The 20669-nt window shown below is 69.5% G+C and carries 16 protein-coding genes and 1 riboswitch; of the genes, 7 read left to right on the top strand and 9 right to left on the bottom strand.

All coding sequences use genetic code 11. The annotated features are described in order from the left end of the window. The first annotated feature begins 22 nt into the window (after positions 1-22). The 6 genes from PFX98_RS06560 (at position 23) to PFX98_RS06535 (ending at position 4190) form a co-directional block, all read left to right on the top strand. Positions 23-562: an EF-hand domain-containing protein gene (locus tag PFX98_RS06560; RefSeq protein ID WP_285234377.1), complete on the top strand. Its 540-nt coding sequence runs from the start codon at positions 23-25 to the stop codon at positions 560-562. Positions 563-675: 113 nt separating this feature from the next. After that, on the top strand, positions 676-1275 hold the full coding sequence (locus PFX98_RS06555) for a pyridoxamine 5'-phosphate oxidase family protein (protein ID WP_285234376.1): 600 nt from the start codon (positions 676-678) through the stop codon (positions 1273-1275). 19 nt (positions 1276-1294) lie between these two features. Beyond that, positions 1295-1690: a GFA family protein gene (locus PFX98_RS06550; RefSeq protein WP_285234375.1), complete on the top strand. Its 396-nt coding sequence runs from the start codon at positions 1295-1297 to the stop codon at positions 1688-1690. Positions 1691-1767: 77 nt separating this feature from the next. Continuing rightward, on the top strand, positions 1768-1989 hold the full coding sequence (locus PFX98_RS06545) for a DUF4287 domain-containing protein (RefSeq protein ID WP_285234374.1): 222 nt from the start codon (positions 1768-1770) through the stop codon (positions 1987-1989). Positions 1990-1998: 9 nt separating this feature from the next. Next, a complete protein-coding gene (locus PFX98_RS06540) occupies positions 1999-2835 on the top strand; it encodes a hypothetical protein (protein WP_285234373.1) in 837 nt (278 codons plus the stop codon). Between the two features lie 224 nt (positions 2836-3059). Further along, on the top strand, positions 3060-4190 hold the full coding sequence (locus PFX98_RS06535) for a PEP-CTERM sorting domain-containing protein (RefSeq protein WP_285234372.1): 1131 nt from the start codon (positions 3060-3062) through the stop codon (positions 4188-4190). 170 nt (positions 4191-4360) lie between these two features. Here PFX98_RS06535 and pbpC read toward each other — a convergent pair whose 3' ends face one another. The 8 genes from pbpC to PFX98_RS06495 form a co-directional block, all read right to left on the bottom strand. Further along, a complete protein-coding gene (gene pbpC, locus PFX98_RS06530) occupies positions 4361-6727 on the bottom strand; it encodes a penicillin-binding protein 1C (RefSeq protein WP_425334673.1) in 2367 nt (788 codons plus the stop codon). Positions 6728-7060: 333 nt separating this feature from the next. Next, positions 7061-12169 carry an alpha-2-macroglobulin family protein gene (locus PFX98_RS06525; protein ID WP_285234371.1) on the bottom strand — a complete coding sequence of 1703 codons (5109 nt, stop codon included), beginning with the start codon at positions 12167-12169 and terminating at the stop codon, positions 7061-7063. A 39-nt stretch (positions 12170-12208) separates the two neighbouring features. Continuing rightward, positions 12209-13135, bottom strand: a complete 927-nt coding sequence (locus PFX98_RS06520) for a pseudouridine synthase (protein WP_285234370.1) — start codon at positions 13133-13135, stop codon at positions 12209-12211. Positions 13136-13144: 9 nt separating this feature from the next. After that, a complete protein-coding gene (locus PFX98_RS06515; RefSeq protein WP_285234369.1) occupies positions 13145-14053 on the bottom strand; it encodes a TIGR02285 family protein in 909 nt (302 codons plus the stop codon). 272 nt (positions 14054-14325) lie between these two features. Then, a complete protein-coding gene (locus PFX98_RS06510) occupies positions 14326-15627 on the bottom strand; it encodes a UDP-N-acetylglucosamine 1-carboxyvinyltransferase (RefSeq protein WP_285234368.1) in 1302 nt (433 codons plus the stop codon). Between the two features lie 68 nt (positions 15628-15695). After that, a complete protein-coding gene (gene trhO, locus PFX98_RS06505; protein ID WP_285234367.1) occupies positions 15696-16523 on the bottom strand; it encodes an oxygen-dependent tRNA uridine(34) hydroxylase TrhO in 828 nt (275 codons plus the stop codon). After that, on the bottom strand, positions 16523-18118 hold the full coding sequence (locus PFX98_RS06500; protein WP_285234366.1) for an aminotransferase class V-fold PLP-dependent enzyme: 1596 nt from the start codon (positions 18116-18118) through the stop codon (positions 16523-16525). Before PFX98_RS06500 ends, trhO begins: the two co-directional genes overlap by 1 nt. Before the next feature lie 66 nt (positions 18119-18184). Next, positions 18185-18856 carry a PEP-CTERM sorting domain-containing protein gene (locus PFX98_RS06495; RefSeq protein WP_285234365.1) on the bottom strand — a complete coding sequence of 224 codons (672 nt, stop codon included), beginning with the start codon at positions 18854-18856 and terminating at the stop codon, positions 18185-18187. 116 nt (positions 18857-18972) lie between these two features. Between PFX98_RS06495 and asd the strand changes: the two genes are divergently transcribed. Then, positions 18973-19824: an archaetidylserine decarboxylase gene (gene asd, locus PFX98_RS06490; protein ID WP_285234364.1), complete on the top strand. Its 852-nt coding sequence runs from the start codon at positions 18973-18975 to the stop codon at positions 19822-19824. Between the two features lie 7 nt (positions 19825-19831). On the opposite strand, the gene PFX98_RS06485 is transcribed toward asd, so the two are convergent. Beyond that, positions 19832-20320 carry a 6,7-dimethyl-8-ribityllumazine synthase gene (locus PFX98_RS06485; RefSeq protein ID WP_285234363.1) on the bottom strand — a complete coding sequence of 163 codons (489 nt, stop codon included), beginning with the start codon at positions 20318-20320 and terminating at the stop codon, positions 19832-19834. Positions 20321-20431: 111 nt separating this feature from the next. After that, a riboswitch (FMN riboswitch) is annotated at positions 20432-20582 on the bottom strand. Positions 20583-20669: the final 87 nt, after the last annotated feature.

The following is a 20669-nucleotide window of genomic DNA, read 5'->3' as shown; positions in this document are numbered from 1 at the left end:
GCAACATGAAGGAGTACGCATCATGATGACGAGCAGCGCCCTGTCGCCCTACCGCAGCACCAGTACCAGCGTCAGTACCAGCACCGAAGGGAGCGGCACCCCGAGCCGCATCAGCACGGCCAACAACCGGCCGCTGAACCGCCTCAGCGCCGAGCAGCTGTTTGGCCGACTCGACCGCGACGCCAAGGGCTATCTCGAGGCCACGGATTTCGTGCGCATCTCGCCGGCCGGCGCGCGCGCCGCCGCGGCCGCCCATGCCAAGCAGAACGAGCGCGCGCAGCAGCTCTTCGAGCGCATGGATGCCGATGGCGACGGCCAGCTCAGCGAAGCCGAGTTCAAGGCGGCCCTGGCCTCCATGGTCGCCGCCGAGAGCCATGGCAAGGCCAAGGGCGTTGCCAAGTTCAAGGGCGAGACCGAGGCCGCGCCGCCACCGCCGGCACCGGAGCCCGCACCCGCGCCCGCACCTGCAGAGGCCGCCGCCGCAGGCAGCAGCAGCACGAGCCCCAACCCCGAGGTGACGGCTGCGCTGCAGGCCTACGCCAGCGTGGCCAGCGCCAGCTGAATTGCGCCGTGCTTGGCGAGGCGCCCGCCCGGGCACAGAATGCCCTGGCGGGCGGTCTTGCCCGCGCGCTTCGATCGTGAGGCAGGACGATGACGACGGCGGCCAAGCATCCGATGTCTTTCTTTCACCCCGGCATGCGGCAGCTGCAGGAGGCGCGCGACACCCGCGCCATCGCCGACCGCCTCGAGCAGGTCACCCTGCGCAGCGCCTTCACCGACGAAGACCGCGCCTTCATCCAGCGCTGCGCGATGTTCTTCATCGCCAGCGCCGACGCCGAGGGCCACCCCGATTGCTCCTACAAGGGCGGGCTACCCGGCTTTGTGCGCGTCCTCGACGATCACACCCTGGCCGTGCCCGACTACGACGGCAACGGCATGTACCGCAGCTGGGGCAATGTGCTGCTGAATCCCCATGTCGGCCTGCTGTTCGTGGACTTCGAGACGCCCAAGCGCCTGCGCGTCAACGGCACCGCGCAGGTCTGCATGGACGACCCCTTGTGCGCGGAATGCCCGGGCGCGGTGTTGATGGTGCGCATCACGGCCACGCGCATCTTTCCCAACTGCCCGCGCTACCTGCACAAGCTGCAATGGGTCGAGCCCTCGGTGTACGCGCCGCGGCCCGGCTACAGCCCGCCGGTGCCGGCGTGGAAGAGCTTCGATGCCTTCCGCGATGCGCTGCCGGCGCGCGACCGGCTGGATGATGGCAAGCCTTGACGAGCGGAGCGGACGCATCATGACGACCTTGAATGGCAGCTGCCTCTGCGGCGCGGTGGCATGGACCCTGGCCGGCCAGCCCGAGGGCGCCACCGCCTGCAACTGCACCGCCTGCCGCCGCTATGGCGTGCTCTGGGCCTATGGCCATGAGAACGAGGACATCCATGTCAGCGGCGCGACCCGGCCCTTCGTGCGCGGCAAGGCGCTGGAGTTCCACTTCTGCCCGCAATGCGGCTGCATCGCCTTCTGGCGCGGGCTGCGGCTCGACGAGCAGGGCCGCCGCCGCATGGCGGTGAACCTGCGCCTGTGCGAGCCGGAGGCGGTGGCCCGCATCCCCATCGACCACTTTGATGGGCTGGACACGTTTGACGACCTGCCGCGCGATGGGCGCTGTGTGGGCGACTATTGGTTCTGACGCATGTCTATTGGCGCAAGCCTTGCCTTCGACGCAGAATGCCTAGCCATCGCATTGAATGACTAGGAGTCATCCCCATGCCCGACGCGCCCGCCCCCAAGGTCAAAGGTCCCGCCTCCTACTTCCCGTCCATCGAGAAGACCTACGGGCAGCCGATCGAGCATTGGCTGAGCGTGCTGCGCGCCGCCGGCGGCCTCAAGCACATGGAGCTGGTGAACCTGCTGAAGACCGAGCACAAGCTGGGGCATGGCCACGCCAACGCCTTGGTGGCGCACCATCTGGCGTCTTCCCGGTCTTAGCCAGGCCGCATGAACCAAGCCCGCGCGTCTTTCTCTTTTGCAGCGCTTTGCCTGTGGCCGCTGCTGGCCGCCGGCGCGGCCGCGGCCGACGAGCAGCAGCTGCTGCAGCAGCAACAGCAGCGCTGCCCCGCCGAGCTGCGCGTGGGCGTGCTGGACTACGAGCTGGCGCCGCTGCTGCTGGGCAAGGATAAATCGGCGCCGCCCGCCGGCAAGCTGATCGACTGGATACGCCAGGCCGTGAGCAGGAGCGGCTGCACGCCAAGGCTGCAGCTGCAGCGTTTTCCCATCACGCGCGGCCGTGAACTGCTCTTGCGCAACGAGATCGATATCTGGGGCGTGGCCTTCCCGGGCGTCGAACTGCTGGCCATCAGCGCGCTGCCCATGCAACAGGACGGTCAGGTCGACCCGCAGCTGGGTTTCTATCTCTCCAGCTACTCGCTCTACGCGGACGCCCTGAGCTCGCAGCAGATCAGCTGGGACGGCCAGACCCTGCGCGGCCCCGAGGACATGCGCGTTGGCGTGGCACCGGTGCCGGCACTGCGGGCGCTGGTGGCCGAACGCAACTGGACGGCCGAGAACGGCCTGGACACGCAGAACGTGCTCAACAAGCTCGTGCAGGGCCGCAGCGCCGTGGCCATCCTGCCCGACATGCTGGTGGCCACCCAGCCCGCTGAGGTGGCGGCACGCCTGCGCAAGCTCTCACCGCCGGTGCTGACGAGTTGGTACTACTCCCCCATCAGCAAGGACCTGTTCGCCCGCCACCCGGCCTTTGTGCGCAGCTTCTGGCTGGAGATGTGCAAGGCGGGGCGGGCGGAGCAGAGGAGCAGGGTGGGGTGCAGGGAGTAGCCTGGTGCCTGGGGAGGGCCGACCTTCCTGCTGCTCCTGTAGATTTCCGCAAAGCCAGCATGCCCGTCTAGATAACTGGGCAGCTCAGGGTTTTTGCCACCGTCAAATCGGGGGAGCAGCAAAGAAATGTTGACGAACCCAGGCACGTCACTCGTGGCACCAAGCTAGCATGCCGGCCAGAAATATGGATCACCCAAGTGTTGAGGCCAGGGGGAAGAATGAGCATGCATCTATACGGCCGGCTTGCGCTGACGGCCACGCTTGTTGTGACGGGCAGCATGGCATCGGCCGCTACGTACAGCACAACGTTGCTGGACACATTGGGCGGAAGCTTCAGTTCTGCTGCAGCCATCAACAACGCGGGGCAGATAGTCGGCGTCGCGTATACCCCTGGCAATGTCGAGCGGCGCGCCACCCGGTGGAGTGGTTCGTCTGCGATCGACCTTGGCACGCTAGGCGGCACGGATAGTTGGGCGACCGACATCAATGACGCCGGCCAGGTCGTAGGTGCAGCATTCCTCACTGGCAATACTGGGCAGCGGGCCACGCTTTGGAACGGTACGCAGGCGACAGATCTCGGCGTCTTGGGCGGCGCTAGCTCAAGCCTTGCCTACGCGATCAACAACGCCGGGCAGGTCGTGGGCTCTTCCTATATTGCGCCGTTTGCACCGCGGCATGCAGTTGTCTGGAACGGGGCCACGATCACCGATCTTGGGTCCTTTTCAGGACCAGCCGGCAACAGCTGGGCGACGGGTATTAATGACCTTGGGCAAATCGTAGGTGGAGCAAGCGGAGGGGGCAGTCCGTACGGAGCATTCGTCTGGAACGGCGGTGCTGCCAGCTTCCTTAGCGTGGACCTGAGCGAGCAGGCCAAGGCCATCAACAATCTGGGGCAGGTCACGGGTGTTACCTATCTGCTTGGCGACGGCACTTTGCATGGGGTCGTCTGGAGTGGCGCCGCGACCATTGATTTGCCGCCGCTCGCTGGGATGACTCTTAGCCGAGGCAACGCAATCAACAATGCCGGCCAAGTCGTCGGTGACTCCGAAGGCATCAACATGCCCGGGCGGGCGACCCTGTGGGTTGATTCGAAAGCTATCGACTTGAACACCTTCCTCGATCCTGCTTTAGCTAGCGCGGGATGGGTGCTGGAAACAGCCAACGGCATAAACGACAGCGGATCCGTGGTCGGTCGTGCCCGCAATGTGTTGACTGAACAGTATCGAGGCTATCTGCTGGCGGTGACGGCCGTTCCCGAACCCAGCGCCTACGTCTTGATGCTCTTGGGTCTGGCAGGCTTGGCTTTGCTCGCTCGCAACGGCCGCCTGGCTGGCGAGGGCTGTGCCAAGCCTTGAGCCCTGACGACAAGTGGCTGAACTGGATGGACTGGATCGGCTCTGGTGTGCGCCCGTTGCTTTAGGGTGAGCTGCTGCCCCGCTTAGTCTGAGGCGCGTACGTTGGCCGTCCGACGTGAAACTGCCAAGCGACTTTGTCGTACATGTATGGCGCCAGCAGTCTCAAGCGATCACAAACTCACGACCGAAAACCTGATCTGCCCAAACCTCCCCCGCCCATCCATCGCCGTCAGCGTCTGCTCCCCACTGCGCGACAACTCCAATAGCAACGGCGCCCCCGCCTTCTCGCTCTGCCCCACCAGCTGCCCATTCAGCAGCCAGGTTAGCCCTTCCTGCGCGCCCACCGCTTGCAGCTTGAGGGCAATGCGGTGCTGACCCGGCGCGGGGCGCAGCTGGCTGCCCGGCTCGAGGCCGACGATGCGCAAGGCGTCGCCGCGTGGGGCGCGCGGCGCGCAGCCGGGCCCCCAGGGCCAGCGCTCTTGAGGGCTGCGCTGGGCGGGTTCGATCCAGGGTTGCAGCAGGGCGGGCCAGCGGGCCAGTTCCACGCGCTCGGGGCTGGCCTGCGCGGCCGCCGCGCAATCGGGGCGCAAGCGCTGCTGGCGGTGCGCATCCACCCAGGCCACCTCGATCAGGCTGCCGGGTTGCAGGCGGTCGGGCAAGGTGGGCGGGGTGGCGCCTTCGAGGGTCCAGGCCAGGCGGCGTTGCAGGCAATGGGCGGGCGCGGTGCTCGCCTCGGCCAGGCCCAGGGGCCAGCAGATGGGCACGGGCTTGACGCTGGCGGGCACGTGGCGCGGGGCCAGTTGTTGCGGGCCCAGGGCCGCGGCGAGGTCGCGCAGCAGCGGGGCTGAACTGTTGGCGCCGAAGTGGCCGGGGTTGGGCGTGCCGTCGGGGCGGCCCATCCAGATGCCCAGGGTGTAGCGGTCGGTCACGCCCACCGCCCAGGCATCGCGGAAACCAAAGCTGGTGCCGGTCTTCCAGGCGATGCGCTGCTCGCTCTCGCGGAAGGGCGCGCCGGGGCGGCCGCCGCTCTCCAGGATCTCGCGCACGATGTAGGCGGCGCCTTCGCTCATCAGGCGCGTTTCCACCAGCGGCTGCTCGGCGCGCAGGCGCGGTTTACCGGCCACGCCGCCGCGCGCCAGCGCGGTGTAGGCGCCCACCAGTTCCTCCAGATTGGTGCTGCCGCCGCCCAGGATCAGGCTCAGGTTGGGGCTGGCATTGGCGGGCAGGCGCAGGCGCAGGCCGGCCTGGCGCAGCTGCGCGGCAAAGCGCTCGGGACCGAGGCGCTCCAGCAGGTCCACCGCCGGCACATTGAGCGAGCGCTGCAAGGCCTCCGACACGCTCACCGGGCCGGAGAAATCGGCCTGGAAGTTGCCGGGCGCATAACCGCCGAAGTTCTGCGGCGCGTCGATCAGCAGGCTCTCGGAATGGATCAGGCCCTGGTCCAGCGCCATCGCGTACAGAAAGGGCTTGAGCGTGGAGCCGGGCGAGCGCAGGCCGCGCACCATGTCCACATGCGCGGCGCGGCGCAGGTCGGAGAAGTCGGCCGAGCCGGCGTAGCCGCGCACTTGCAGGGTCTGGTTCTCCACCACCAGGGCGGCGATCGAGACCTTCTCGGGCAGGGTGTTGAGGCGGTCCAGCAGCACCTGCTCCAGGCGCGCCTGCAGGCCGGCGTCGAGCGTGCTGCGTATCACCGAGCCGGGTGGCTGCGTGCCCTGCCTGGCCTCCTGCCGCAGCCGCTCGGCCGCCAGCGGGGCCAGCCATTGGGCGCGCAGCGGCGGGGCGAACACGCGCTCGAGCTTGGCGTCGGCCATGCTGGCGGCGTCCCACACGCCCAGGGTCTGCATGCGGGTGAGCACCTTGTCGCGCGCGGCCTGGGCGCGCGCCGGGGCGCGGTCGGGGCGCAGCTGCGAGGGCGATTGCGGCAGCGCGGTGAGCAGGGCCGCCTCGGCCTGCGAGAGCTCGCGCGCCGGCTTGCCCAGGTAGCCGCGCGCAGCCATCTCCACGCCCTCCACCATGCCGCCCATGGGCGCGTGGTTGAGGTAGAGCGTGAGGATCTCGTCCTTGCTGAGGTGCAGCTCCAGCTGCAGGGCGCGCAGGATCTGGCGCAGCTTGGCTGAGAGGCTGCGGCCGGCGGCGCGGCGGTCCAGCAGGCGTGCCACTTGCATGGTGAGGGTGGAGCCGCCCGAGACGATGCGGCCATGCCTTGCCCATTGCCAGGCGGCCCGGCCCAGCGCCCAGGGGTTCACGCCCGGGTGCACGCGGAACCAGCGGTCTTCGTAATGCTGCAGGGTCTGCAGATAGAGCGGCGACACCTCGGCCAGCGTGATGGCATGGCGCAGTGCGCCGTCCTCGCTGGCCCAGGCGCGCAGCGGCGTGCCATCCTCGGCCAGCACCACCAGGGTGGACTGGCCGGCGCCGCTGGGGTCAGGCCTTGCCCCGGGTGGCAATGGGAAGACAAACAGGTCCAGCGCGGCGATGAGCAGGGCCGGCACGGCCAGGGCGAGGGCCAGGCGGTGCCAGCGGGTGAGCTTGTTCATGCGCAGAGGTGGCGAGCGGCAAATCCCTGGGCGGGTGGCCGCGGCGGCCAGGCTGCGCAGGCCCTCGCGCTGCTCGGGCTTCCCTGCGGTGCTCGGGCCTTGCGGCCTGGCGCACAACTCACTGCGCTCGCCTGCAGCTCGCTGCGTTCAGACAAAGTGCGCCAATCCAGCGCTTGAGGCGCGCGAGTACGCGCGCGGCCGCAAGGCCCTGTGCGCCTCGGCAGCGCAAATGGCCGCCGCGGCCACCCGCCCAGGGCTTTGCCAACACCTGTGGTGGCGCGCGCCCTTCGTGCCTGCCGACCTGGGCCGCGGCGCAAACAGCCCATCAACTCATTACGGAACCGCACGCTTGTCCACCACCGTGATCTCGCCCTCCGCCTTGCCGATGCCGCGGATCTCGGGGCGGTACATGTCTTCGGCGTAGGGCGCCGGCACCACGTAGCGGCCTGGGGTCACGGCGCGCACCAGGTAGAACAGCTCCAGGCGGCTGCCGTCGAGCTTGGCGGCGGCCACGAAGCGGTCGTCGCGGTACTCGGTGTGGACGATGCGCGCGTTGGCGTTGGCGGCCGCGATGTTCGTGCCCTCCACCGTGAACTCGCCGGCCTGCGGGCCCTGGCTGAGGTTGAGGTTCTCGACCTCGAAGCCGGCCGGGATGCGGTCCACCACCAGGCCGTCCTTGATGGCCTGCTTGTTGGCTTGCACGCGCAGGCGCACGATCAGCATGTCGCCGGTGTTGAAAGTACGCGCGCTCACCGGCTTGCCATCGGTGCTGAAGAGGGCGCGCTCGATGCTGATGCGATCTTCCTGCGCGGCCGGCAACTTGACCGGGTAGCCCTGCGCCGCCACCTCCACAAACACCGTGCCGGCGCCCTCGTTCTTCAGGCTCACGCCGGCCTTGAGCTTGGCGGGTTCGATGGCTTGCTGCTGCGTGCCACTGCCGGCCCAGGCGGTGCTGGCGCTGCTGCCCTGGGTGAGGCTGGCCTTCCAGCCCTTCTCATTCGCGCTGGCCGCACCCATGGCGCTGTTGGCGGCCAGGAAGAGTGCCAGGCGCTCCTGGGTGGAGAAGTAGCGGCGGCGGTCGAAGTCGCCGGCCAGGTCGAACAGCAGGCCCTCGCGGCGCTCGTGCACGATCTGGTGGCGCTGCAGCAGGGCATAGCCCAGGGCCAGGTCGCGCACCTTGGAGCCGTAGTCGCCCAGCCACTCGCCCCACCACCAGCCGCTACCCTCGCTCTGCTCGGGCTGCAGGCCGTAGGCGGCCTTCATGGCATCGTCCAGCGCCACCTTGGCGCGCGCCTCGTCGCCCATCAGCTTGAGCGCCAGGCCCAGGTGGATCAGCGGCAGCGGCGAGCGCGCATTGCCGCGGTAGCTTTCGTGCAGGGTGCGCAGCGTGGCCAGCGGCGCCTTCTGCTCGCGCGCCAGGATGTAGCCGGCATGCGCGGCCTCGGCAAAGCGCTGGTGCGCCATGCGCAGCAGCTCCACCTCGCGGTAGTCGCTCAGGCGGCCGTTGGCATCGCGCTTGAAGGCCTTGGGCGGCTGGGTCTGGAAGGCCGGCGCGCGCTGGAACTGCTCGGTGAGCGCCTCCAGGCTGCGCTTGAGCATGGTCTCGGGCACGTTGAAGCCGCCGTCGCGCGCGTCCTGCAGGAAGCCGGTGACATAGGCGCTCAGCCAGGCCTCGTAGGGGCTGGAGGCGGCCCAGAGCCCGAAGCCGCCCTTGGGCTGCTGCATGCCCGAGAGGCGCGCGAAGGCGCCGTCCAGGCGCTTGGCGCGCTCTTCACGGCTGATGGGGCTCATGCCGAAGCGCTTGGCGGCGTCCTCGTCGATGAACACCAGGGGATAGGCGCTGCTGGTGGTCTGCTCCAGGCAGCCGTAGGGATACATCAAGAGCTCGCGCACCTGGGCCCGCACGTCGATGGGCGGCTTGTCGGAGACGGCCAGGCTGAGCGCGGCCGAGCCGGCCCAGTAGGCATCCAGCAGCGTGGGCTCCAGCTTCATGCTGGCGCCCGGCTCCAGGCGCACGCGGCGGATCTCGCGCGTCAGCGGCGTGGTGGGCTGCACCTGCAGCGCCGCCTCGCGCACCAGCTTGAGCGAAGCGCCGGCCGTGACGGTGAGCTTGAGCGGCGCCAGGCCCCAGGCATCGGTGGCCTCGGCCTGGAAGCGCAGCACCTTGCGCTGCTTGTCGGCCAGCTTGATGGGTTCGGGCGTGCCGGTGATCTTGAGCGGCGCGCCGGCCTCCAGCTGCACCTTGACCTCCTGCGTGGCGCCGCTGAGGTTGGTCACGTCCAGCGCGATGCTGGCCTTGTCGCCCGGGGCGATGAAGCGCGGCATGGCCAGCTCGGCCACCAGGGGCGCGGCAATCACGCTCTCGGCCTGGGCGCTGCCATAGCTGTCCGCGCTGCTCACCACCGCCATCAGGCGCAGCGTGCCGTTGAAGTCCGGCAGCTTGAGGTTCAGCCTGGCCTCGCCCTTGGCGTCCAGCTGCACCGGGCCGCTGAACAGGTCCACCAGCAAGACCTTGCGCGGCATGCTCTGGGTGTCGCGCTTGCCGGCGTCGCCGCCGAAGCGCTGCTTGGCCTGGCCGCCCTCCATCTTCTCGATCAGCTTGCCGTAGAGGTCCAGCATGTCGGCGCCGTAGCGGTGCTTGCCGAAGAAGAAGTCCACCGGGTCGGGGGTCTTGTAGCGGGTGATGTTGAGGATGCCCACGTCCACCGCCGAGACGGTGACGATGGCCGGCTTGCCCGCGAGCGCAGGCGCCTTCACCAGCACGGGCAGCTGGCTGTCGGGCGTGGCCTTGGCCGGCGCCTGCAGCTCCAGCTTGACCTTGCGCTCCTCGCGGTAGAGCGGCAGGTGTACCAGGCCCAGCGCACGCGCGGGGGTGACGCGGTCGCCCTGGCTGCCGGGGCGGAAGGCGGCCACGGTGATGTAGAGGTCGTGGCGCTGCCAGTCGGCAGACACGGGAATCTCCACCTCGGTGCCCTTGGCGCTCACGCTCAGGCGCTTGGCGTAGAGCACGCGGTCGCCCTCCACGGTGAGCAGGGCCTCGCCATCGTGCGGCGGCTTGATGCTGAGCTTGGCCAGGGCGCCGGGCTTGAAGGGCGCGCCCTGCAGCTTGAGCTGCACGCGGTCGGGGCGGTTGCCCATGTCGTCGGCGTCCTGCGCGCCCCAGCCGGCGTAGAAGGCGTAGCGCAGCGTCTGCTGGGTGGCCGGGTCGCTGATCTCCAGGCGGTAGCGGCCCCAGCGCACCGGCAGGGCCAGCTTGCTGCGCGCATCCAGCTTGATGCTGCGCGCCTCCACCACTTCCTCGCTGGTGTTGTAGCCGGAGTTCCAGCCGCGGCCGTCGTCATAGCGCCAGTACCACTGGCGCTCCTCGTAAATCAGCTTGAGTGACAGAGGTTCCTTGGCGGGCTTGAAGTTGCCGGCCGCATCCACGCGCGTGAGCTCGAACTCGGCCAGCGCGCCCTCCTGGGCGACGTTGCGATCGAACATGGGGCGGACGGCCAGCAGCTCGGCGGCGGGCCACCAGCTGCGCTCGATCGAGCGCACCACCGGCCGGCCGCCCGACTCCAGCAGGCTGAAGCTGCCGCGCACCAGCATGGGCGAGTGGCGCTCGCCCAGCTTGGGCGCCAGCTGCAGCTCGGCATTGCCCTTCTCGTCCAGCTCCTGGTCGCCCAGGTCTTCACGGAAACGCTGCTTGTCGTCGGCAAAGTCGCCGAACAGGAAGCCGGGCAGCTTCTGCGCCAGCGGGTTGAGCTGGCGCTCGGCATAGACGCTGGCCTGCAGGCGGTTGCCGGCGGCGGGGGCGCCGTAGAGATAGTCGCCCTGCACCTGCACGTCCAGCGCGGTGTCGCCGCGCATCACGCCCTCGGCGGCCTTGAGTTCCAGCTTCATGCGCTCGGGCAGAAACTCCTCGACCTTGAAGCTCCATTGCGCGTCCGGCTGCTTGGCGGCCGGGTCCACGCGGGCCTGCAGGGTCCAGCCGCCGGTGGGGGCATCGGCGGGCAGGGTCAGGGCTTGCTGGTAGTAGGCGGCGCCCGTCGCGCCGGGCTTGACCAGCTGGTTCACCAGGCTGCTGCCATCGGGCTTCTTGAGCGTGAGGGTCAGCGGCAGGGGTTTGGCCGGCGCGCGGCCGTCGGCGTCGCGCGCCAGCACCGAGACCTGGAACGATTCGCCCGGCCGGTACAGATCGCGCCCGGCATAGATGAAGAGCTTGTGGTTGCGCGAGGCATGGCCGGTGGCGTCGAACTCCGAGAGATCCAGCGCCGGGTCGCGCAGCGCCAGCACCGCCATTTCCTTGTTGCCGCGCCTGGCCAGCAGCGCGCGCGCCTTGTCGCTGCGGCCCTTGAAGACGGCATGGCCATCGCCATCGCTCTGCGCCTGGCCCAGGGCCTTGCCCTGCTCGTCCACCAGGGTGAGCTCGATGCCGCTGAGCGAGCGCCCGCTCTTCAGCGAGGTGGCGAACACGTCCAGCTGCTCGGTGTGCCGCCGCACATGCAGGCCGATGTCGGTGACGTAGTAATGCGTGACCTGGTAGTCCCAGCCAAAGCGGCCGGGCTGGCTCATCACCGCCACATAGATCCCGGGCTCCTGCAGCTCCTTGATGCGCTCCACCGGCAGGTAGCTGACGTTGCGGCGGTTCGGCCGCGCATCGGTGGCGAAGCGGCCGATGTAGACGCTGTCGGACATCTCGCGCAGCTGGTCGAGGATGTAGCCGCCCACCTGGCCCTTGAGCCGGCGCGCGCCGTCGTCCCAGTAATAGCCGCCCTCGTACTCGCCACCTTCTTCGTCGCTCTGCTGCGCGCGGCGTTGTTCCTCGCGCCGGCCGCCCACCTGCTCCAGAAAGCGCGGCAGGGCCTCGGGCTTGATGCGCAGGAACTGCAGGTCCACCTCGGGCGTGTTCACGCTCACCACCGGCAGGCCGCCGTTCTGCTCGGCCGGCAGCACCACGCCGCGGCTGGCGAAGTAGAAGCTGGTGGGCATGGCTTCGCTCAGCAGCTCGCAGCTCTGCGGCGTGGCCAGCTTGGCGCCCGACTTGGCGGCCAGCCCGGCGTTCAGCGTGACGCGGTATTTGCGCTCCGGCGTCACATAGGGCAGGTAGAGCACGCGCGGGTTGTCGCCCAGCACCCAGCGCGCTTCCAGCGGCTTCGCGTCCTCGGGCTTGCCGTCCTTGGCGCCCTCGCTGGCCTTCAGCAGGGCGCCGAAGTCCTGGCGGCGGTCCAGCGCCTGGGTGAAGCTCACCGCGATGGCGGGCGAGCCGTCGAACATGCGCGCCTTGCATTCGCTGAAGGCAAAGGCGGCCTGCTCGCCGCCGATCTCGGCGCTGCTGCCTAACTCGTTGACGCCGCGGCCTTGCCATGCCTGCCAGCCGAACCAGCCTGCCGCCGCCGCACCCGCCACTGCCAGGGCCGCGAGCCCGAACTTGATTGCCGTCGTCGCCTTTGCCGCCATGCCTGTCGCTCCCCGAATTTCGGGGCAGTGTATGCCAGGCTATGTGTCGGATAGCGGCAGTTGACGGGCCGATTCGAAGCGCCGCCGCTGGCCGTTCAGGGGGTCGGTGAACGCGACGCTGCGCGCCAGCAGGCACAGCGGCTCGCGGTAGTCGGGCTCGGCCTGCTCGGGCTGCAGCTGGGGGTAGATGCGGTCGCCGCGGATGGGCAGGCCCAGCGCGCACATCTGCGCGCGCAGCTGGTGCTTCTGGCCGGTGCTGGGGCGCAGCTCATAGCGGGCCCAGGCCTCGCCCAGGCGCTCGATCAGGGCGATCCCGGTCTCGGCATTCGGCTCGCCGGCCACTTCCTGCATCTGCATGAAGGCCTCGGCGCGCTCCTGCAGGCGGCTGCGGTAGCAGAGCGGCAGCGGCAGCCGCAGCTCGGCGCGCCAGGGTGCGATCGCCTCGTAGACCTTCTCGACGCTGCGCTCGCGGAACAGGCGCTGGTAGGCGTCGCGGCTCTCGGGGCGGATGGCAAACAGCGTCAGGCCGGCGGTCTCGCGGTCCAGCCGGTGCACCGGCGTGAGCGTGGCGATGCCGGTGCGGCGCTTCAGCCGCGTCAGCAGGGTCTGCTGCACATAACGCCCCTTGGGCGTGACCGGCAGGAAATGCGGCTTGTCGGCCACCAGCAGCTCGTCATCCTGGAACAGGATCTGTTCTTCGAAGGGGATCTCATGCTCCTGGGCCAGCCAGCGCCAGTAGTAGACGCGGCGCCCGGCGCGGTAGGGGGCCTCGGGGGGCAAGACCTGGCCCCGGTCGTCCAGCACCTCGCCGGCCGCCATGCGGGCCTGCCAGTCCCTGCGACTTACCAGGCTCAGGCGCTCGGCGATGAAGTCCAGCAGCAGCGGCCAGGGGCCGGCCGGGCAGGCCAGGGCGCTGGCGCTGACGCCCTCGCGCAGGGGCAGGTCCAGCTTTTGTGGGCGACTCACGAGCGGCGCTTAGTCGATCTGCGGCCCGGCCTTGGCGCGCTCGTCCATATAGCGGTTGATGCGCTGGCGATCGGCCTCGTCGAGCTGATCGCCGCGCCAGGCGCGTAGCCAGGCCTCGCGGTTGGGGTCCTGGGCGAGCCGGCGTACCGCGGCGTCGATCGCCTCGATCTGCCTGCGGCCCTCGGGGTTGCGGCTGCAGGCCACGGTGGCCACCATGGTGCTGCGCGCCTCGGCCAGCGGGATCTTCACCAGCTCGCCCTGGGCCTCGTTGGCCTTCAGGTACTCGTCCACCACCGAGGGGTATTCGAGCGTGTAGTCCATGCGGCGCAGGCGCAGCATGGCCAGCACCTGCATATTGCGCGCGGCGCTGGCGGTCTTGGGCGCGCGGCTGCCCTGGGCCTGCAGGATCGCATCGATGCGCGGGCCGAAGCTGCGGTCGCGCGGCAGCAGGCCCGTCAGGTCGCCACGCTGCAGCAGCTCGGCCAGTTGCAGGGGCTGGCCCATGCCCTCCAGGCGCGCCAGCGTGTCGCGGTGCACGATCACATGGATCTGGCGCGAGAACAGCGCCGGATGGGTGTGCGTGAAGTACAGCCAGCCCAGGCGCTCGGGCGTGCGCACATGCAGCACCGAGCACATCGTCTGGCCCTGGCGCACCAGGGTTTCGAAGCGCGGCAGGCTGGCGTCGAGAAACTCATGCTGGAACTGCGGCATGCGCGCGATCAGCATGCGCAGCATGCCGTCCAGCTCGCCATGGCCGAGGTCGGCGGGTTTTTGCGGCGGGCGCCCGTCTACATAGTTGAAATGCGGGGGCAGGTCCTGCGCCAGCCAGCGCACCGTGTCGCCCCCCTGGGCGAAGGCTCCGCCCGCCAAGCAGGTGACTGCCAGTGCGGTGAGGGCCTTGCCGATGAGGGCGCGCATGGGCCTAGGGCCTGTTCACACTACGTTTGCCCGTGCGAACGGGGCTGGCAGGGCCCAGGTCTAGGCGGACGACGCAGCCCAGGCTGGCTGCCTGGGCAAGGAGTTCAACGACGAGATGGGCCCTGCCAACCCCGTTCCCTTCGGGTTGCCACCAGAAAAGCCGTGCACGTCGTTGCAAAGCCTCGCCGGGGGAGTGACCCCGGCTTCGGTTTGCGCCTAGTTCACGGCTTTTCTGGTGGCAACGCATCGTGCAAACGTAGTGTGAACAGGCCCTAGTCGCCTTCGACCCACTCGATGCGCGCACCCAGCGAGCAGATGTTCTCGACGAAATGCGGATGCGCGCGGCGGATCGGCGCGGCATGGCGTATCACCGAGCGGCCCGGGATGCTGGCCGCCACCATCAAGAGCGCGATGGCCACGCGGATGATGTAGGGGCTTTCGACCTCGGCCGCATGCAGGGGCTTGCCGCCGAAGGTGACCATGCGGTGCGGATCGGAGAGGAAGGCATGGGCGCCGAACTTGGAGAGTTCGCTGGTCCAGCCCATCGCGCCGTCGTAGATCTTGTTCCAGAACATCACGCTGCCCTCGGCCTTCACGCCCAGGGCCACGAAGATGGGCAGCAGGTCCACCGGCAGATAGGGCCAGGGGGCGGCCTCGACCTTTTGCAGGATGTTGCGGGTGAAGGGTTCCTTGACCTTGAGCGCGCCGGTGGTGATGGCGCGCGACCAGCCGTCCTTGTGCTCGATGCGGACGCCGAACTTGGCAAAGGTGCGGTCGATCAGCGGGAACTGCTCGGGTTGCGAGTTCTTCACCTGCACGTCGCCGCCGGTGATGGCGCCCAGCGCCAGGAAGGTGACGATCTCGTGGAAGTCTTCGGCAAAGGTGAAGTCGCCGCCGCCGAGCTTCTCGACGCCGCTGATCTTCAGGCGCGAGGTGCCCAGACCCTCCAGCTTGGCGCCGAGCATCTGCATGAAGGCGCAGAACTCCTGCACATGCGGCTCGCTGGCGGCGTTCATCAGCGTGGAGGTGCCCTCGGCCAGCGCGGCGCAGAGCACGAAGTTCTCGGTGGTGGTGACCGAGGCGTAGTCGGTCCAGTGGTCGTTGGCGCGCAGCCGGCCCGGCACGTTCAGCAGCAGGCCGTCGCTCTGACGCTCCACCACCGCGCCAAAGCGCTCGAACACCTCCACATGCGGGTCGATCTCGCGCGCGCCCAGGGTGCAGCCCTTCACATCGTCCTCGATGCGCGCCGCGCCGAAGCGCGCCATCAGGCCCGGCACCAGCATGATGCTGGAGCGCATTTCCTCGGGCAGGCGGTCGCTGGCCGGGTCGAAATGCGTGCTCTTGTGGTGCACGTCGAGGATGCCGGTCTGGAAGTCCACCTCCACCGAGCTGCCCAGGCTGCGGAACACCTCGAGGATCTTCTTGACGTCGGTGATCTCGGTGATGCCGCGCAACCGCACCGGCTCGGCCGTGAGCAGGGTGGCGCACAAGATGGGCAGGATGGCGTTCTTGTTGGCCGAGGGAACGATGCGGCCGGCCAAGGGGGCGCCGCCGTGGACGATGAGGTTGGACATGGGAGGAGCTTGGGCTGCGGTGCTCTGAGCGGGAAGACTGCGTCGATTATCGGGGCAGCGCCAAATCCTCAGCCCGCCGGGTCCAATCGCCGCGCCCGCGCCAGCCGCCAGGCTTCGGCCGGGTCACCCTCGAACACCTGCTCGGCGGTGGTGGCGGTTTCATGCAGCTGCGTGTCGATGGCGATGCGCTTGTCGAACACAAAGCATTCGCCCTGCCAGTCGGCGCCGGCGTCGGCCATGGTCTCGAAGTAGTTGAGGATGCCGCCGTCCAGCTGAGCCACCTTCAGGCCCAGTTCCTGCTGCATCCAGCCGCCCATCTTTTCGCAGCGTATGCCGCCGGTGCAGTACATGGCCACGGTCTTGCCGGCCCGCTTCCACTCGTCGGCATGGGCTTGCACATAGGCCGGGAAGTCGCGGAAATGGCGCACGCCGGGGTCGATCGCGCCCTCGAAGCGGCCCAGCCGCCATTCGAAGCTGTTGCGGTTGTCGATCAGCACCACGTCCTCGCGCCGCATCAGCGCGCGCCATTGCTGCGGCGAGACATGGCTGTCGGGCAGATCGGCCAGGCCGCTCACGCCGGGCAGGCCGAAGGCCACCAGCTCGGGTTTCACATGCACTTTCAGCAGCGTGAAGGGCGAGCGCTCGCAAGGGTTGTGCTTGAAATGCACCTGAGCGAAGGCGCCTTCGAACACGGGGTCGCTTTGCAGTGCCGCTTCAAAGATCTGCATGTCCGCGGGACGCGCGCTGATCGCCGCGCTGATGCCCTCGGGCGCCACCAGGATGTTGCCGCCCAGGGCCGTACCCAGCTCGCGCAGGCGCTGGGCCACGCGCTCGGGCCCCGCCAGGGGCACGAACTTGTAGAAGCTGTTGTGCAGGAACGCGGGCGAGGGATCCATTACACGTACAGCGCGGCGTCGAAGCTGGGCTCGGGGCGCGGCCACAGGGCCAGGCCGCCGGCCAGGGTAAAGACCTGAGCATGCCCGGCGCGTGCCAGCGCCAGCGCGGCCTGGGCGCTGCGGTTGCCGCTGCGGCAGAAGCACACCAGCGCCGAAGCGGGCGGCAGGCCCCATTGCGCGGGCGGCTCGCTGAGCAGGCGCGACAGCGGCATCGCCAGCACCCGGGTGCCGGCCTCGAAGCGCGGCGCCTGGGTGAGGCGTTGCTCGTAGAGCTCGCGCACGTCCAGCAGCAGGGTGTCGGGCCGGCCGGCCAGCAGCTCGCTCAAGCCCTTGGGGTCGAGCACGCGCGGGGCCTCGCCGGCGCCGGCGGGGGCCTGGGCCGTCACCGGTGCGGCTTCTTCTGCCTCGCGGCTGACGCGCAGGGCCTCGCCGCAGGCGCGGATGCGCGCGCAGGCCTCGGCGATGAAGCCCTCGTCCACCACCGGTCCGAAGGACATGCGTATCGCGCCGGCGGTCTGCCAGGCGGGCAGGCCCATGGCCTCCAGCACGAAGCTGGGCGCGGCCTTGGCGGCGCTGCAGGCCGAGCCGCCGCTGACGCGCACATCGGCGGCGTCGAACAGGTCCAGCAGCAGCTTGGAGGGGGTGCCTGGCACGGCAAAGTTGAGCGTGGTGGGCAGGCTGGTTTCCAGCGGCGCGTTCAGCACCAGCTCCGGGAAGGCGGCCCGCAGGGCCTCCAGCAGGCGCAGGCGGAAGCGCTGCAGCGTGGCGCCATCGCGAAAGCAGCCCTGGCCCTCCTCATCCTCCAGCGCGGCCAGCACCGCGCCCAGTGCGGCAATGCCCGACATGTTCTCGGTGCCCGAGCGCAGGCTGCCCTCCTGGCCGCCGCCGGCGATCAGCGGCGTGAACGGTGCGCCCTCGCGCACATAGAGCAGGCCGATGCCCTTGGGCGCATAGAGCTTGTGGCCGGAGAAGGGCGCGTAGTCGATGCCCAGGGCCTGCAGGTGCAGGTCCAGCTTGCCCAGGCCCTGCACGCCGTCCACCATCCAGTAGCCCGAGCGTCCTGTCTGGCCGCCCAGCGCGGCGGCAATGCCCACCAGATCGCTCACCACGCCGGTCTCGTTGTTGGCGGCCATGGTGCAGACGAGGCCGGCGCGGGCGGCATGGGCGCGCAGCCAGTCGAGGTCGTGGCGGCCGTCGCTACCGACGGGGATGGCCTGCAGCGTGCAGCCCAGGCCCAGCAAGTCGTTCCAATGCCGCAGCGCCTCGGGCACGGCCTTGTGTTCGGTGGCGCCATAGAGCAGCAGCTCGCCCACCGCCTCGCCCGCGGCACGGCGCTGGCGCAGCGCATGCAGGGCCGAGAGCACGGCGGTCTGGATGCCCTCGGTGGCGCCGCTGACGAACAGCAGCTGCCCGCTCTGCACGCCCAGCACGCGCCGGGCGCGGGCGCGCGTGGCGTCCATCAGCGCGCGCGCCTTCAGGCCGGTGCTGTGCACGCTGCTGGGGTTGCCGAAATCCTCCGCCATGGCCGCGAGCGCGGCCTGCCGGGCTTGTGCCAGCACGGGCGTGGTGGCGTTGGCGTCGAGATAGATGTCCATGGCAGGGCGCGGGCGTGGCAAGGGCGCAATGGTAATGCGCCCGGCCGCGCCGGGGCACTGCGCGGCTTAGTGCAGGCGGCGTTGTCGCGCCAAACCGCCCACCGCGACTAGGCCGGCCAGCAGCAGCAGCGCACTTTGTGGCTCGGGCACCGCCGTGACCTCGAAGTCCAGCCGGCCCAGGCCCACGTTATAGGCCGAATCCTGCCACTCGATCACCCAGCCCTGGCTGGACGCGCCCGCCGCAAAACTGAACGTGGTCGCCGTGTTGGTATTGGCATCGCCAGCCGTCGCCGCGCCCTGCATCAGCGTCTGGGCGCCGCCGATCTCGTACACATGCACCTGGGTGCCCAAGCTGCTGTTCAAATAGGCGCCCAGCGCAAAGCCGTTCAGCTTGACCTGGTAGCCGGGCAGGGCTTGCAGCGTGATGCTGGCATGCGAGCCGGCGTCGTCGCTGCCGGCGTAGAGGGCGCCGGGTAGGTCGTTGTAGCCGTCCTTCCACCAGCTCAGGCTCCAGTTGTCCGGGGTGCTGAGGTCGCGGTATTCGATGTGCAGGCCGGCCTGGTCGCCGAAACCCTGCAGCACTGGGCCGCCCAAGCCGGGGTCGCAGTCCGCGCCCGGCCCGGCCCCGAACCAGTCCGAGGCGCAGCCCGCCGCGCCGTCGAAGTTGAGCACCGTGGCACCGGCGCTGGCGCAAAGGCCGAGCAGCAGCGAAAGGCTGGCGAGCGAGGTCTTCATCATGGAGCGACTCCCGTGGACCGAAGGGCCGGCCCAGTCTAGTGATCTGGCGCGCCGCGTCCATCCCCCTGTTTGAAGCGCCCCCCCTACAATCCCGCAGCCTCGACTGCCCTTGCCCCATGACGCTCGCCACCCGCCTCGCCGTTGTGCCCCAGTATTTGCTGCCCAAGCAGGCCCTGACGCGCCTGGCGGGGGCGTTTGCACGTGCCCGGCTGGGCGGCCTCACCACCTGGGCGATCCGCCGCTTCGTGGCGCGCTACCAGGTGAATATGGCCGAGGCCGACCGCAGCAGGCCCGAGAGCTACGAGAGCTTCAACGAATTCTTCACGCGCCCGCTCAAGCTGGGTGCGCGGCCCATCGCCCAGGCCGAGCTGGTGTGCCCGGTGGACGGCGCGATCAGCCAGTTCGGCGCCATCCAGGGCGAACAGATCTTCCAGGCCAAGGGCCACCAGTTCACGACCACCGCCCTGGTGGGGGGCGATGCCCGGCTGGCCGCGCAGTTCCAGGACGGGGTGTTCGCCAACCTCTACCTGAGCCCGCGCGACTACCACCGCATCCACATGCCCTGCGCCGGCCGGCTCACGCGCATGATCCATGTGCCGGGCGAGCTGTTCTCGGTGAACCCGACCACCGCCGCCGGCGTGCCGGGGCTGTTCGCCCGCAACGAGCGCGTGGTGTGCGTGTTCGAGAGCACCAAGGGCCCCTTCGTGCTGGTGCTGGTGGGCGCCACCATCGTCGGCTCGATGGCCACCACTTGGCATGGCGTGGTGAACCCGCCGCGCCCCGGCCATCTGCGCGAATGGTTCTATGAGGACCAGCGCATCGACCTCGCCCAGGGCGAGGAGATGGGCCGCTTCCTGCTCGGCTCCACCGTGGTGATGCTGTTCCCCAAGGGGCCGCTCGCCTTCAACCCGGCCTGGCGGCCGGGCGGCGCGGTGCGCCTGGGCGAGGTGATGGCAACGGCGGGCTAAGCCAGCCTCAGGCGCCGAGCGGCTGCAGGGCCTGCAGCGCGCGCAGCGTCTGCAGGCAGGCCTGCGCCACCTCCTGACCCTTCTTCACGAAGTGCGCGGCGAAGTAGCGCTGGTGTTCCTCGTGCTCGTGGAAGTGGTGCGGGGTCAGCACCGCGGAGAACACCGGCACATCGCAGTCCAGCTGCACGCGCATCAGGCCGTCGATGACGGCGCCGGCCACGAACTCATGGCGGTAGATGCCGCCATCGACCACCAGGCCGCAGGCGATGATGGCCCGGTAGCGGCCCGAGCGTGCCAGGCGCTGCGCATGCAGGGGAATCTCGAAGGCGCCGGGCACCTCGAATTCGTCGACGTGATCGGGCGGATGGCCCTGGGCCTGCAGCTCGGCCCTGAGCGCCTGGCGCGCCTGGCCGACGATGTCGCGGTGCCAGCCGGCGCTGACGACGGCGATGCGCGGCGTGCCGGGGGATGTGAGAGAAGAAGAATACTGATTCATGTGAAGCTCCAACAGCTTGGTGACAAGAATCAGGGCAAGCACGCAAACGCACGGCGGCGCCGGGCCTTGCCTGTGGTGGGACCACAGCCAAGCCCGGCGCGCGCCGCGCACTCGCGTTCTCTTTCATCCGGACTGTGACCGTCGGCCCTGGCATCGCACCAGATCTGCTGACCCCGCGGCCTGGCGGCCGCGGGCGCTCGCGGGCTCGCATGAAGGCATGCATACCGCCGGTGGGGAATTCCGCCCCGCCCTGAGAACGCTGCCGGCTCATAGCGAACCGGCCGCCGGATTGTAGGCAGGCGCGCTGAAGCCCCGCCGCGCCGTGCGTGCAATGGCGCGCGGCTGGCGC

It is taken from the genome of Paucibacter sediminis (genome assembly GCF_030254645.1).
Lineage (GTDB): Bacteria > Pseudomonadota > Gammaproteobacteria > Burkholderiales > Burkholderiaceae_C > Paucibacter_B > Paucibacter_B sediminis.
This window is presented reverse-complemented; position numbering and strand designations above follow the sequence as displayed.

What these genes read in the sequence shown, in the direction of transcription:
- PFX98_RS06560 (WP_285234377.1), top strand. Translation starts at nt 23, where the DNA reads ATGATGACGAGCAGCGCCCTGTCGCCCTACCGCAGCACCAGTACCAGC.
- PFX98_RS06555 (WP_285234376.1), top strand. Translation starts at nt 676, where the DNA reads ATGTCTTTCTTTCACCCCGGCATGCGGCAGCTGCAGGAGGCGCGCGAC.
- PFX98_RS06550 (WP_285234375.1), top strand. Translation starts at nt 1,295, where the DNA reads ATGACGACCTTGAATGGCAGCTGCCTCTGCGGCGCGGTGGCATGGACC.
- PFX98_RS06545 (WP_285234374.1), top strand. Translation starts at nt 1,768, where the DNA reads ATGCCCGACGCGCCCGCCCCCAAGGTCAAAGGTCCCGCCTCCTACTTC.
- PFX98_RS06540 (WP_285234373.1), top strand. Translation starts at nt 1,999, where the DNA reads ATGAACCAAGCCCGCGCGTCTTTCTCTTTTGCAGCGCTTTGCCTGTGG.
- PFX98_RS06535 (WP_285234372.1), top strand. Translation starts at nt 3,060, where the DNA reads ATGCATCTATACGGCCGGCTTGCGCTGACGGCCACGCTTGTTGTGACG.
- pbpC (WP_425334673.1), bottom strand. Translation starts at nt 6,727, where the DNA reads ATGAACAAGCTCACCCGCTGGCACCGCCTGGCCCTCGCCCTGGCCGTG.
- PFX98_RS06525 (WP_285234371.1), bottom strand. Translation starts at nt 12,169, where the DNA reads ATGGCGGCAAAGGCGACGACGGCAATCAAGTTCGGGCTCGCGGCCCTG.
- PFX98_RS06515 (WP_285234369.1), bottom strand. Translation starts at nt 14,053, where the DNA reads ATGCGCGCCCTCATCGGCAAGGCCCTCACCGCACTGGCAGTCACCTGC.
- PFX98_RS06510 (WP_285234368.1), bottom strand. Translation starts at nt 15,627, where the DNA reads ATGTCCAACCTCATCGTCCACGGCGGCGCCCCCTTGGCCGGCCGCATC.
- trhO (WP_285234367.1), bottom strand. Translation starts at nt 16,523, where the DNA reads ATGGATCCCTCGCCCGCGTTCCTGCACAACAGCTTCTACAAGTTCGTG.
- PFX98_RS06500 (WP_285234366.1), bottom strand. Translation starts at nt 18,118, where the DNA reads ATGGACATCTATCTCGACGCCAACGCCACCACGCCCGTGCTGGCACAA.
- PFX98_RS06495 (WP_285234365.1), bottom strand. Translation starts at nt 18,856, where the DNA reads ATGATGAAGACCTCGCTCGCCAGCCTTTCGCTGCTGCTCGGCCTTTGC.
- asd (WP_285234364.1), top strand. Translation starts at nt 18,973, where the DNA reads ATGACGCTCGCCACCCGCCTCGCCGTTGTGCCCCAGTATTTGCTGCCC.
- PFX98_RS06485 (WP_285234363.1), bottom strand. Translation starts at nt 20,320, where the DNA reads ATGAATCAGTATTCTTCTTCTCTCACATCCCCCGGCACGCCGCGCATC.